Consider the following 12,245-nt stretch of genomic DNA (forward strand, 5'->3'; position numbering starts at 1 on the left):
GGAGAGGCTGCGGCCCATGACCGACCTGGACAAGGCGACCGAGACCCGCTCTCTCGGCCTGCCGCAGGCCACCGCGCTGATCCTGGGCACCATCATCGGTGTCGGGATCTTCAATCTGCCCTACTCGCTGGCGTCGATCGGTCCGATCAGCATCGTCGCGATGGTGCTCACCACGGTCGGCGCGCTCGCCCTCGCGGTGATGTTCGCGTCGCTGTCGAAGCGCATGCCGGCTGACGGCGGCCCGTACGCCTACGCCCGGGCCGCGTTCGGCGACGGGATCGGCTTCGCCAACGCCTGGTCCTACTGGATCACCGCGTGGGCCGGTAACGCGGCGATCGTGACCGGCTGGGTCTACTACGTCGAACACTTCGTCAATCAGGACGGCGTCAAGATCTGGTCGATCGTGATCGCCCTGTTCGGCATCTGGCTGCCCGCGCTGATCAACCTGACCGGCGTCAAGAACATGGGCATCGTCCAGTTCTGGACCACCATCGTGAAGTTCATCCCGTTGGTGATCATGTCGACGGTCGGGTTGTTCTTCATCAGCACCGCCAACTACAGCCCGGCCAACGTCAGCGGCGAGACCGATCTCAAGGCGATCGGCAGCGCGATGGCCATCTGCCTGTTCAGCTACCTCGGCGTGGAATGCGCCGCGGTGGCCGCGGCCAAGGTGCGCGACCCGAGTAGGAACGTGCCGCGGGCCACCGTGATCGGCACGCTCGGCGCCGCGGTCGTCTACCTGCTGTCGATGGTCGCCATCTTCGGGATCGTGCCGACGTCGGTGCTGGCCGAGGACGCCAACAAGGCCTCCTACTCGGTGGCCGCCAACATGATGGCCGGTGGCTCCTGGGCCGGTGACCTGGTGGCGATCGCGGTGATCGTCTCCGGGTTCGGCGCGCTCAACGGCTGGACCATGATCTGCGCCGAGATGCCGCTCGCCGCGGCCAAGGACGGCCTGTTCCCGGCCATGTTCGGCCGGCTCTCGAAACGGGGTGTCCCGGCCGCCGGCATCATCACCTCCAGCGTCTTCGCCACCGTGGCCATGATCATCAGCTACGCCGGGACCAGCGGCGCGACGGTCTTCAACACGCTGGTGCTGATGAGCGGCATCACGGCCGCCGTCCCGTACGCCTTCTCCGCCCTCGCCAAGATCAAATGGCGGCGCGAGGGCGGCGTCGGCGACCTGCTCATCGCGGTGATCGCGCTGATCTTCTCGATTCTCTTCATCTGGTACTCGCGCAACTCCGGCGACGACTGGTTCGTCGTCTGGGGTCCGTTCCTGATGGCCGGCGCCGCAGGCCTGATCGGCATTCCCGTCTACGCGTCCATGCGCAAGAGGAGAGTTTGATGAGTTTTCACGTCGACTCCGAGACCGGCCGGCTCCGGCAGGTGATCCTGCACCGTCCCGGCGTCGAACTCAGCCGGCTCACCCCCGACAACGTCCGTGACCTGCTCTTCGACGACATCCTGTGGGCGAAACGGGCCCGCGAGGAGCACGACGCGTTCGCCGAGGTGCTGCGCGAGCGCGGGGTCAAGGTGCACTACTTCGCCCGGCTGCTCGCCGACGTGCTGGACATCCCGTCCGCCCGCAACTGGGTGCTGGACCGGATCATCACCGACGACACGGTCGGCCCGACCCTGGCCACCCCGCTGCGCCGGCTTGCCGAGCAGGCCGAGAGCGAGAGACTCGCCGACTACCTGATCGGCGGTGTCCTCAAGAACGAGCTGGCCGGGTTCACCGTGAACAGCCTGCGCTGGGAACTGATGAGCGCCGACGACTTCGTGCTCACCCCGCTGCCCAACCACCTGTTCCAGCGGGACAACTCGGCGTGGATCTACGGCGGTGTCAGCATCAACCCGATGGCGATGCCGGCCCGGCTGCGCGAGTCGGTGCACAGCGCGGCCATCTACCGGTTCCACCCGATGTTCAACCTGTCCGACTTCACCGTCTGGTACGGCGGAGACGACGAACCGCACCAGCCGGCCACCCTCGAAGGCGGCGACATCCACGTCCTCGGCAACGGCGCGATCATGATCGGGCTGGGCGAGCGGTCCACCGCGATGGGCGTGGAGAACCTGGCCCGCAGCCTGTTCGCGGCCGGCGCGGCGACCAAGGTGATCGCCATCGAGCTGCCGCACTCGCACGCCATGATGCACCTGGACACGGTCATGACGATGATCGACCGGGAAACCTTCGTGCTGTACCCGTACCTGCAGGAGTCGCTGCGGTCGTGGACCGTACTGCCCGAAGACGACCCGGACGGGCTCAAGGTGATCCGCAACCAGGATCTGTTCGCCACCATCGCCGAGACCCTGGGCGTGGACAAGGTCCAGGTGCTGGAGACCAACGAGGACATCCGCGCCGCCCAGCGCGAGCAGTGGGACGACGGCAACAACTTCCTGGCCGTCGAGCCGGGGGTGATCGTCGGCTACGAACGCAACGTCACCACCAACACCTACCTGCGCCGGCAGGGCATCGAAGTGATCACCATCGCCGGTGGCGAGCTCGGCCGGGGCCGGGGCGGCCCCCGCTGCATGACCTGCCCGATCGAACGCGACGCCGTCTAGGGGGACCCGCCATGTCGTTCAACCTGCGCAACCGCAGCTTCCTGAAGGAACTAGACTTCACCCCGCAGGAGTGGAAGTTCCTGCTGAAACTCGCCGCCGAGCTCAAGGCGGCCAAGTACGCCGGCACCGAGGTGCCACGGATCTCCGGCAAGAACATCGCGGTCATCTTCGAGAAGACGTCCACCCGGACCCGCTGCGCCTTCGAGGTGGCCGCCCACGACCAGGGCGCGCACGTCACGTTCCTCGACCCGGGCAGCACCCAGCTCGGCCACAAGGAGTCGGTCAAGGACACCGCCCGGGTCCTCGGCCGCTTCTACGACGCCCTCGAATACCGCGGCTTCGGCCAGGAGAACGTGGACATCCTCGCCCGGTACGCGGGTGTGCCGGTGTGGAACGGGCTCAGCACCGAATGGCATCCCACCCAGACCCTCTGCGACATCCTCACCATGCGCGAGCACACCGTGAAACACGACAACGAGGTCGCGTTCGCGTACCTCGGCGACGCTCAGAACAACGTGGCCAACTCGCTGCTCATCGGCGGCGCCATGATGGGCATGGACGTCCGGATGGTGGCCCCGCAGTCCCGGTGGAACCCGGACGAGGTGATCAAGGCGGCGCAGAGCATCGCCGAGACCACCGGCGCCCGGATCACCCACACCGAGAACGTCGAGGAGGGTGTCCGCGGCGCCGACTTCCTCTACACCGACGTGTGGCTGTCGATGGGCGAGTCCAAGGACATGTGGGACGAGCGGATCGGGCTGCTCAAGCCCTATCAGATCAACATGGATGCGGTACGGGCCACCGGGAACCCGGCGGTGAAGGTGATGCACTGCCTGCCCGCCTTCCACGACCGGAACACCAAGGTCGGCCAGGAGATCTACGAGCACACCGGCCTCGAATCGCTGGAGATCACCGAGGAGGTGTTCGAGTCGCCGTACTCGATCGTCTTCGACCAGGCCGAGAACCGGATGCACACCATCAAGGCGATCATGGTCGCCACCCTGGGGTCCTGATGCGCCTGGTCATCGCCATCGGCGGCAACGCCCTGCTGGAACGGGGGCAGAAGCCCGACGCCGCCATCCAGCGGGCCAACGCCCTGCGCGCGGTCGCCGCCCTGGCCCCGCTCGCCGCCGAACACGAGGTCGTCATCACCCACGGCAACGGGCCGCAGGTGGGCATGCTCGCCCTGCAGAGCGCCGCCGACCCGGCCCTGGCCGTGCCGTACCCGTTCGACGTCCTCGGCGCGCAGACCCAGGGCATGATCGGATACTGGCTGCTGCAGGCCCTGCAGAACGCGCTACCCGGCCGTCAGGTCGCCGCGATCCTGGACCAGACCCTGGTGTCCGCGGCCGACCCGGCGTTCGGGGCGCCGTCGAAGTTCGTCGGTGCCGTCTACGACGAACAGACCGCCCGCCGATTCGCCGCCGAGCGCGGCTGGACCGTCGCCCCGGACGGGGCCAAGTGGCGGCGGGTGGTCCCGTCCCCACAGCCCCAGCGGGTCGTCGAGACCCGGATCATCAGGCAGCTGCTCGGCAGCGGCACGATCGTGGTCTGTGCCGGCGGCGGCGGGATCCCGGTCATCCGCGACGACAACGGCCGGCTCACCGGGGTCGAGGCCGTCGTCGACAAGGACCTGGCCACCGCGGTGCTCGCCGAGGCACTCGAAGCCGACGCGCTGCTGCTGCTCACCGACGTGTCAGCGGTGATCCGCGGGTTCGGGGGACCGGACCCGCAGCCGATCACCAGATCCACCCCCGCCGAGCTGCGCCGGGAGCGATTCCCGGCCGGCTCGATGGGGCCGAAGGTGGAGGCGGTCTGCCGTTTCGTCGAACTCACCGGCGATCTGGCAGCGATCGGCGCTCTGGAGGACGCCGCCGCGATCCTCGCCGGTAAGGCAGGCACGGTCGTGACTCCGGGCGGCGATTACGGCGGCCCGAACGACCTGCGTCCGCCCCGGTGAGTGCGACCACCCCACCGGCGAGCGGTGCAGCGCCGCTCGCCGCGTCGGCCCGGCCCGGACGCCGCCGGGCCGGGCCGGCGCCCCCGTGAACCGGCCGGCCGTCGTCGCGCACCTCTCCGATCTGCACCTCGGCGCCCACTACGGGTACGCGGTGGACAGCATCGTGGCGGACGTGACGGCGGCCCGGCCGGATCTCGTCGTGGTCACCGGGGACCTCACCATGCGGGCCCGGACCGAGGAGTTCCGGCAGGCGAAGGAGCTGCTCGAGCGCCTGCCCGGGCCGGTCCTGGCGGTCACCGGGAACCACGACCTGCCTCTCACGTCGTGGCGGCGGGTGCTTCGGCCGTACGACCGCTGGAATTCCTGGATCGACGCGGACCCGCAGCCGATCCGCCGGGTCGCAGGTGTGACCGCGCTGGGGTTGTCGTCGATGCCGCGCTGGCGGTGGAAGAACGGGCGGATCACCGCCCGGCAGACCGACGAGGTGGTACGGGTCCTCGGCGCGGTGCCCAGCGGTGACGTCCGGCTGCTCGCCCTGCACCATCCGCCGCTGGCCACCGGAACGGCCGCGCTGATCGGCCGGGAGCGGCTGCTCGACGCGGTCCGCGACGCCCGGGTCGACCTGGTGTTGGCCGGGCACACCCACGTGCCGGACGTGACCTTCCGCGCCGGCACCGCCTTCGTCGTCGCCGGGACCGCCACCAGCCGCCGGCTGCGCGGCACCGGCTGCTCGTGGAGCCTGATCAGCGTCCGCCCGGGCGAGGTGACGGTCCGCGAGCGGGTGCTGGGCCCGGACGGCTGGCGCCCCGGCCGAATCACCGAGAATGTCGGAGGGTGATCGTTCCGATCGCGGGTGCCGGAGCGCTGCCGGAGGCTCAGTGCAGCAGGGTCTTCAGCAGGATCAGGGCGGCGCCGAAGGCTCCGGCCGTCAGGGTGGAGACCACGCGCTCCATCGGGTGTAGGCGACCTTTCGCGCCGATCCACCAGCCGGCCACACACAGCAGGCCGGTCGTGCACATCAGGGACGCGATCTCGGCCGTCTCCTGGGTGGCGCCGGCCAGCCGGACCGAACCCAGCACCAGCAGCGGCAGGATGCTCGCCGTCACCATCTCCCAGCCGCTGGTCAGCTGGTGGCGCACCGTGTGCCAGGTCGGCCGGTGGCCCTCGTGGATGCGTTCGGCGACGATCCGCGCATAGCGTTCGGCCAGCCAGTAGATGGTCAGCGTGACCACGACCGCGATCGTCGTCCGCCATGCCGTCGCCGCGTGCGAGGCCACCAGCACGGCCGCCCCGACGATCAGTCCGTAGATGCCGGAGGCGGTGGCCTCCTCGGTCTCGTGCCGCAGCCGAAGCCAGATCGGCATGCCCACCTCCCAGATCCGGACTCGAGCCTCGCCGAGCCGACGCGCGCCTCCCTCATCCGGCGGGGATGAACCGCTGCGCCCCGCCGCGCACGATCCTTCGAGCATGTTCGTCCGCAAGAAGAACCCGCTGTGGCGAGGCTCGGACCGCTTCGAGATGGTGATGCTGGTCGGCCTGTTCTCGCTCGTCCTGCTCGGCTCGCCGGTGCTGGCCTGGTGGGCCGCGGGCACCAGCTACGAGTCCGACCAGCGGGCGATCGCCTGGGAACGCGACAACCTGCGCGAGGTGACCGCCGTACTCGACGGCACCGAAGCCGATCTGCGGTCCACCCCGTACTCCGCGCAGGCCGGCTGGACCGCGCCGAACGGGGTCAAGCGCACCGGCCTGATCACCGTCGACCCCGGCAAGGGACCCGGCGACGAGGTGAAGATCTGGGTCAACAACCGCGGCGACCTGCGAACCAAACCGGGGGACCGCAACCCGGTCGGCAAAGCCGCCCTCGTCGCGATCGTGATCGTCGCCATCGTGGCCGCCGCCGCCAACGGCCTGCGCCGCATCGGCATGGCCCTGCTCGACCGCTACCGGGCCCGGGCCTGGCAGCGCGAATGGAGCGAGATCGGCCCCCGCTGGAGCCGAGATCACCGCCCCTTCTCATAGGAGAGACCCACCATGGTGGAACGGACCACGACCGGGCGCTTCCCGGTCGGGCTGCGACGCGCGCTGATCGCGTTCGCGCTGGCCCAGTTCATCTGCAGCTTCGCCGGTTCCAACATGAACGTGATGATCACCGACATCAGCGCCGACCTGAACACCACGGTCCAGGGGGTCCAGCTCGCCATCACGCTGTTCCTGCTGGTCATGGCCGCGCTGATGATCCCCGGCGGGAAACTCACCGACATCCTCGGCCGCAAGTGGTGCCTCCAGCTCGGGCTGCTGCTCTTCGGCGCCGGCGCCCTGCTCAGCGCGCTCGCGCCCAATCTGGCCGTACTCGTCGTCGGCTATTCGATCTTCGAAGGCGTGGGCACGGCGCTGCTCATCCCACCCGTCTACATCCTCACCACGCTGCTCTTCCGCGGCGTCGGGGCGCGGGCCCGCGCCTTCGGCGCGATCAGCGCGATGGGCGGCATCGGCGCGGTCGCCGGACCTCTGTTCGGCGGTTTCATCGCGTACGCGGTGAGCTGGCGCGCCGCCTTCGCCTTCCAGGCCCTGATCGTCCTGCTCATCGTGCTGCTCGCCCGGCGTGCCGTCACGGACCCGCTGCCCGCCGACCACGGCCAGCCGTTCGACGTCGGCGGTGCCGTACTGTCCGCGGTCGGCCTGATCCTGATCGTTCTCGGCATCCTGGCCGCCGACGACGACCCGCGCCTCATGCTCGGCCTGGTGATCGCCGGTGCCCTCGTGCTGACCTGGTTCTTCGCCACCGTGCGGGCGAAGGAACGAGCCGGCCGGGAACCGCTGCTGCCCACCGTCCTGTTCCGAAACCGGGCCTCCAACCTGGGCCTGGTCACCCAGAACATGCAGTGGCTCATGGTGATGGGCACGTCGTTCGTGGTCTCCACGTATCTGCAGGTGGTCAAGGGCTACAACGCCATCGAGACCGGCGCCGTCTTCACCGCCACCACCGTCGGCGTCCTGCTGTCCTCGCTGGCGGCCGAACGGATGGCCCGCCGCCGCCCGCAGCGCACCCTGATCATCGCCGGTTTCGCCGTCACCGTCGCCGGCATCGCCCTGCTGCTGACCCTGGGCAGCGCCGCCGACGGCATCTGGTCGATGGTGCCCGGCCTGTTCGTCATCGGTCTCGGTCTGGGCGGCATGCTCACCCCGTCGGTGAACGTGGTCCAGTCCAGCTTCGGCGAAGACCTCCAGGGCGAGATCTCCGGCCTGTCCCGCAGCATCTCCAACCTGGGTTCGTCACTGGGCGCGGCCCTGGCCGGAACCATTCTGGTCGCCGGAGTGGACAGCACCCACCCGAACCGCGCCTACCTCTGGGCGATGCTCGCGGTGGCCGCCGCCGGTCTGGTCGGCCTGACCGCCGCCTGGTTCCTGCCCCGGACCCGCCCCACCACCGACGCCCCGCGAGTTTGACGATCATCGCTATTTTGGGGGCATGCGGCGCGGGGTGGGCTTCGGTGAGTTCGTATTGAACGCCATGTTGACCGTCCTGGTGGGAACGATCCTCGTCTGCGGTGGCCTGCTGCTGTATCACGGCGCCGATCCGATGGCGGCGTATTTCACCGGCACGCCCGGCCACTTCACGGCGTCGACCTGTGAGTGGCTCGACGACGTGCCGGGTGCCGACGGGTATGAATGTCGCGGCGTGTTCACCGGCGAGGGGTTGCGCCTCGAGGACGTGCGTCTCGACGAGCGGTTCGGCCACGAGCCGGAACCGGTGACGGCGGTGGTGTCGGGACCGGACGCCGACACCGCTCACCCGCCGGGACTGGGCCTGCTCGGCCGGTTCGGCTCCGGCATCCTGATGACCGGCATCGGCCTGTGGGCGATGCGGGGCTTCCTCCGGGCGGCTCAGGACTGAGCGGGCGGGGTCCGCAGGGTGTAGGTGATGTCGGTGGCCGGGAGGCGTTCCTGCTCACGGGCCAGCAGCAGCATGGCCCGGGCGTCGGCCTCGGTGGGGCGGGCCGGGTCGAGAGCCCGCGGCCACAACCGGGCGTGCCGGACGGCGGCGATCTCGGCCGCCAGCACCAGGACGTTGCTCAGCAGGTAGAGCAGGGTGAAGAAGCCGGCCACGGTGGCGAAACCGCCGTAGATCCGGCCGGCGCCGCGGACCAGTTCGGGCAGGACGGTGGCGCCGAGAGTGAGCACCCCGGTGACCCCGACCGCGCCGATCGCCGCGGCCGGCCACAACGAGCGCAGCGGCGCCGGCCGCATCAGCAGGATCCGGGCCGTGCCCAGCAGCACGAGGCTGGTCACCACCCACGATCCGGCGACGGCGAGCGGGGCGGGCGCGACCACGGTGAGACCGCCGATGGCCACCGTCCCGGCGACGACGACCGCCAGGGCGGCCATCGCCCGCAGGTACCTGGAGACGATTCCGGCCCGCCTGCCGAACGGCACGGCGGCGACGTGATTGAGGGTGTCGTACGCGCTGAGCACCACCCCGATACCCGAGTAGATCAGCCAGACGAGACCGGCGATCAGGGCCGTGTACGACGCGGACAGACCGGCCATCGACGACGCGATCCCGGGCTGGAGCGCCGGCGGCACGATCGCCGCGATCAGCTCCTGGCGCAGTTCCGGCCGTCGGGCCAGCGCCTGTGACACGGCCGCGACCCCGAGCAGCAGCATCGGGAAGAGGCTGAGGAACCCGTAGTAGGTGATCAGCGCAGCCTCGCGGGGCCCGTCATCGTCCAGGTATTTGCAGATCACCGCATACCCGAACCCGATCGGGCCCCGCCGTCGTTGCAGGTCGTCGAGCCGCCGCAGACTCACGTGCCGTACGCGTCGGCCACCTCGTCACCGTGGGCGGCGGCGGCCCACGCGACGACGGCGGCGAGCCCGAGCGCGACCACCGACCAGATCGGGTGGGCCGGCGCAAACGTGAAGTTGACCAGCGACGACACGCCCGCGAACAGAATGGCCGTGAGTCGGGCCCAGAACCGCCCGCGGATCAGCCCGACCCCGGTGACGATCGCGATCGTGCCGAACACCACGTGGGTCCAGCCGAGGACCGTCATCGAGACGGGCAGCAGCAGGTCGGAGCGGGTGCCGGCGAGCACCTCCGGCCGGATCAGGCCGATCGAGCCGGCGTACAGGTGGACCGTGCCGAGCAGTACGAGCATCACGCCGCCGAAGAGGACCCAGGCGGTCCATCCGGTCGCCCGGCTGTGTTGGACGGGCATCGACGCCCCCTCAGCAGGTTTCCTGAATGGTGGCGCGCAGGGTCTGCGCACCGGCCCGCACGTCGGCGACGTCCGCCCGTACCACGGAAAGGGTGGTGACGTTGGGGTCGGCTCGGGCCGCGTCGACGCTGGCCGAGAGCTCGTCGACGGATGCCCGGAGGGTGTCGGCCTGGGCCCCGAACTGCGCCTGTGCGTCGGTGACGAACTGTTTGAGCTGGTCGATCAGCTGGGTGACGTACGGCTTGAGGGCGGACAGCCCGTTCTCCGACACGTTGGTGTTGCGGATGTGTTCGACGGTGTTCTGCACGGCCGCGTAGCTCTCACAGACGGCGGCCTGCGGGGTGGCCGGCTCTCCGGAGCATCCGGTGAGCAGCAGGAGCCCCGCGAGCATCGGGAGTAGTCGTCTCATGTTTCCGAGCGTCCCCGGACAGCGCTGTCGGCCCCTCACCCGCACCGGATGAGGCGCGGGAACACCGGCCGGACCGAGGATCGCAATCGTCGGTGACGCAGATCTGAGGAGTGGAAGAGATGTCCATCGGTCCCGTCCAGCTGATCGTGCTGGGTTTCCCGCACCCGAACTTCCATGGCGAGGTGATCGCCGAGCTGGAGCGCCTCCGGCAGAGCGACACGGTACGGGTGATCGACGCCCTCGCCGTCTACAAGGACGCGGACGGCGAGCTCGAGGTGGAGCACCTGAGCAACCTGTCCCAGGATGAGGCCGTCGAGCTCGGCAGCAAGGTCGGTGCGCTGATCGGTCTCGGTATCGAGGGCGAGGCCGGCGCGGTGGCCGGGGCCCAGCTGGGTGCCGCGGCGGCCGAGGACGGTGTCGCGGTCTTCGACGACCCGCAGGCCTGGGACGTGCTCGGGGACATTCCGCCGGACAGTGCCGCGGCGCTGCTGCTGATCGAGCACCACTGGGCGGTGCCGCTGCGTGACGCGATCGCCCGGGCCGGTGGGTTCCGGCTGGCCGACGGGTTCATCAGCCCGCTCGACCTGGTCGGGATCGGCCTGCTCGCGGCCGAGGAGGCCAAGGAACTGCACGACCTGGAGACGGCGGCGACCGCCCGATAGAGAGGGGACGATCATGTTCGGTTCGAGGAGAGTGGCCCGGCGCACCGGCCGGCGCACCGCCCGACGGGTGACCCGCCGGACGGTGCGCCGCCGCTGAGCGGTCCGACCGACTAGCTGCGGCGGCCGGCGAGAGCCAGCCGCCGCAGTCGTGTCCAGTCCATCTCGGGCAGCGCCGGCCGGTTCCCGGGACGCTGCCGGGGCACCCGCACCCGCAGTGCGGCCGGCCGGATCAGGCAGCGCACCGGCGTCGGCAGCAGCACCGCCTCCCCGTCGATACCGACCGGAACGGACGGTGCGTCGGCGTCGACGACGGCCTCGGTGGCCGCGCGGACGGTCAGCGAACGGGCCCGGCCGCGTCCGCTGATCAACCGGGCGGCGTCGGCGGACCCCCGCACGGTCACCGCCAGCACGCCGAGCACCCCGAGGTCGAGCCGCGGTCGTTCACCGAGTCCGGCGATGTCCCCGGTCGTGTACGGATTGTTGCTGACCAGCACGGCCTGGGACCCGGTGACGGTGACCCCGTCGACGGTGAGGGCGAGATGCGGTCCGCTGATCCCGGTGAGCGCGTCCGGCAGCATCTGGAGGGTGGTGCCGATCTTGTCGTCGCGGTAGGCGGGACTCTGCACCACTGCCGCGTACGCCCCGAACGAGGCGTTGTTGACGAACGTCCGGTCACCGATCAACCCCAGGTCGACACGCATCTCCACGCCGTCGGTGAGCGCGTCCAGGCAGGTCGACGGGTCCTCCCGGTCCAGTCCGAGGTCGAGGGCGAAGTGGTTGCGGGTGCCCGCGGAGATCACCAGGAACGGCAGCCCGTGCTCGGCGGCGACCCCGGCGACCAACGCCTGGGTGCCGTCACCGCCGGCCACCCCGAGCAGATCGGCGCCGTCGCGGACCGCCTGCCGGGCCACCGCCTCGACGTCCACCGCCGGTCCGTCCAGGACGAACACCTCGGCGCCGAGGTCGCGGGCCCGTTCCGCGAGGCGGAACCGTCCGACTTTGCCGCCCCCCGAGCGAGGATTCATGATCAGGTACGGCCGGAGCGGCGCCGCCGTGGCGGTCTCCCGTGGGCCGCCCCCGGGCTCGGCCAGCGCCCGGCGTCCGGCGGCCACCGCGACCGCCCAGAGCAGCACGAACACGATGACCACCCAGAGCAGCCGGTGCCGCATGTAGACGACGGCCACGGCGACCGGGGCCAGCACGACGACCGCCCCGGCGAGCCACCGCCACAGCCCTCGATGGGTGAGGAACCACCACGCCCCGGCCAGCCCGGCCGCGCTGCCCAGCGCCCCGGCCAGCAGCAGGCCGATGCCACCGCGCAGGCCGGCGACGGCGAGGACCAGGACGACGGCGGCGGCGGCCGCGACGAACGACGACCGGGCGAGCCAGGCCCGGTTCGGGGACACGACTGATGCCTCAGGCATGGC

14 protein-coding genes are annotated in these 12,245 nt (G+C 70.5%); 9 read left to right on the forward strand and 5 right to left on the reverse strand.

What is annotated here, in order from left to right; translation table 11 throughout:
* The first annotated feature begins 16 nt into the window (after positions 1 to 16).
* From Q0Z83_RS09845 to Q0Z83_RS09865, 5 genes are all read left to right on the forward strand, one after another.
* A complete protein-coding gene (locus Q0Z83_RS09845; protein WP_317793534.1) occupies positions 17 to 1,348 on the forward strand; it encodes an amino acid permease in 1,332 nt (443 codons plus the stop codon).
* Complete coding sequence (locus tag Q0Z83_RS09850) at positions 1,348 to 2,568, forward strand: arginine deiminase (protein ID WP_317793535.1); 1,221 nt, start codon at positions 1,348 to 1,350, stop codon at positions 2,566 to 2,568. Before Q0Z83_RS09845 ends, Q0Z83_RS09850 begins: the two co-directional genes overlap by 1 nt.
* Positions 2,569 to 2,579: 11 nt before the next feature.
* Positions 2,580 to 3,581: an ornithine carbamoyltransferase gene (argF, locus tag Q0Z83_RS09855; protein ID WP_317793536.1), complete on the forward strand. Its 1,002-nt coding sequence runs from the start codon at positions 2,580 to 2,582 to the stop codon at positions 3,579 to 3,581.
* Positions 3,581 to 4,528, forward strand: coding sequence for a carbamate kinase (locus tag Q0Z83_RS09860; protein ID WP_317793537.1), 948 nt, complete (start codon positions 3,581 to 3,583; stop codon positions 4,526 to 4,528). Before argF ends, Q0Z83_RS09860 begins: the two co-directional genes overlap by 1 nt.
* An 85-nt stretch (positions 4,529 to 4,613) precedes the next feature.
* Positions 4,614 to 5,366 carry a metallophosphoesterase family protein gene (locus tag Q0Z83_RS09865; RefSeq protein WP_317793538.1) on the forward strand — a complete coding sequence of 251 codons (753 nt, stop codon included), beginning with the start codon at positions 4,614 to 4,616 and terminating at the stop codon, positions 5,364 to 5,366.
* 37 nt (positions 5,367 to 5,403) lie between these two features.
* On the opposite strand, the gene Q0Z83_RS09870 is transcribed toward Q0Z83_RS09865, so the two are convergent.
* Entirely contained in the window at positions 5,404 to 5,892 is a 489-nt protein-coding gene (locus Q0Z83_RS09870) for a hypothetical protein (RefSeq protein WP_317793539.1), read from the reverse strand.
* Between the two features lie 103 nt (positions 5,893 to 5,995).
* On the opposite strand from Q0Z83_RS09870, the gene Q0Z83_RS09875 reads away from it, so the two are divergent.
* The 3 genes from Q0Z83_RS09875 to Q0Z83_RS09885 are packed head-to-tail and all read left to right on the forward strand — an operon-like array spanning position 5,996 to position 8,423.
* A complete protein-coding gene (locus Q0Z83_RS09875) occupies positions 5,996 to 6,547 on the forward strand; it encodes an Rv1733c family protein (RefSeq protein WP_317793540.1) in 552 nt (183 codons plus the stop codon).
* Positions 6,548 to 6,559: 12 nt separating this feature from the next.
* On the forward strand, positions 6,560 to 7,975 hold the full coding sequence (locus Q0Z83_RS09880; RefSeq protein WP_317793541.1) for an MFS transporter: 1,416 nt from the start codon (positions 6,560 to 6,562) through the stop codon (positions 7,973 to 7,975).
* Positions 7,976 to 7,997: 22 nt separating this feature from the next.
* Complete coding sequence (locus Q0Z83_RS09885; RefSeq protein WP_317793542.1) at positions 7,998 to 8,423, forward strand: hypothetical protein; 426 nt, start codon at positions 7,998 to 8,000, stop codon at positions 8,421 to 8,423.
* Here the strand turns inward: Q0Z83_RS09885 and Q0Z83_RS09890 are convergent.
* Genes Q0Z83_RS09890 through Q0Z83_RS09900 form a run of 3 tightly spaced genes read right to left on the reverse strand, consistent with a single transcriptional unit; the run spans position 8,414 to position 10,156 of the window.
* Positions 8,414 to 9,337, reverse strand: coding sequence for a YihY/virulence factor BrkB family protein (locus Q0Z83_RS09890; protein ID WP_317793543.1), 924 nt, complete (start codon positions 9,335 to 9,337; stop codon positions 8,414 to 8,416). The two genes, Q0Z83_RS09885 and Q0Z83_RS09890, sit on opposite strands and share 10 nt — an antisense overlap.
* Entirely contained in the window at positions 9,334 to 9,747 is a 414-nt protein-coding gene (locus Q0Z83_RS09895) for a DUF7144 family membrane protein (RefSeq protein ID WP_317793544.1), read from the reverse strand. Before Q0Z83_RS09895 ends, Q0Z83_RS09890 begins: the two co-directional genes overlap by 4 nt.
* A 10-nt stretch (positions 9,748 to 9,757) precedes the next feature.
* Positions 9,758 to 10,156 (reverse strand): hypothetical protein, encoded by a 399-nt coding sequence (locus tag Q0Z83_RS09900; protein WP_317793545.1) that lies wholly within the window; start codon positions 10,154 to 10,156, stop codon positions 9,758 to 9,760.
* Between the two features lie 119 nt (positions 10,157 to 10,275).
* On the opposite strand from Q0Z83_RS09900, the gene Q0Z83_RS09905 reads away from it, so the two are divergent.
* Positions 10,276 to 10,818, forward strand: coding sequence for a hypothetical protein (locus tag Q0Z83_RS09905; protein WP_317793546.1), 543 nt, complete (start codon positions 10,276 to 10,278; stop codon positions 10,816 to 10,818).
* A 110-nt stretch (positions 10,819 to 10,928) separates the two neighbouring features.
* On the opposite strand, the gene Q0Z83_RS09910 is transcribed toward Q0Z83_RS09905, so the two are convergent.
* Positions 10,929 to 12,242, reverse strand: a complete 1,314-nt coding sequence (locus Q0Z83_RS09910; RefSeq protein ID WP_317793547.1) for a diacylglycerol/lipid kinase family protein — start codon at positions 12,240 to 12,242, stop codon at positions 10,929 to 10,931.
* Positions 12,243 to 12,245: the final 3 nt, after the last annotated feature.

This window comes from Actinoplanes sichuanensis (genome assembly GCF_033097365.1).
Classification (GTDB): domain Bacteria; phylum Actinomycetota; class Actinomycetes; order Mycobacteriales; family Micromonosporaceae; genus Actinoplanes; species Actinoplanes sichuanensis.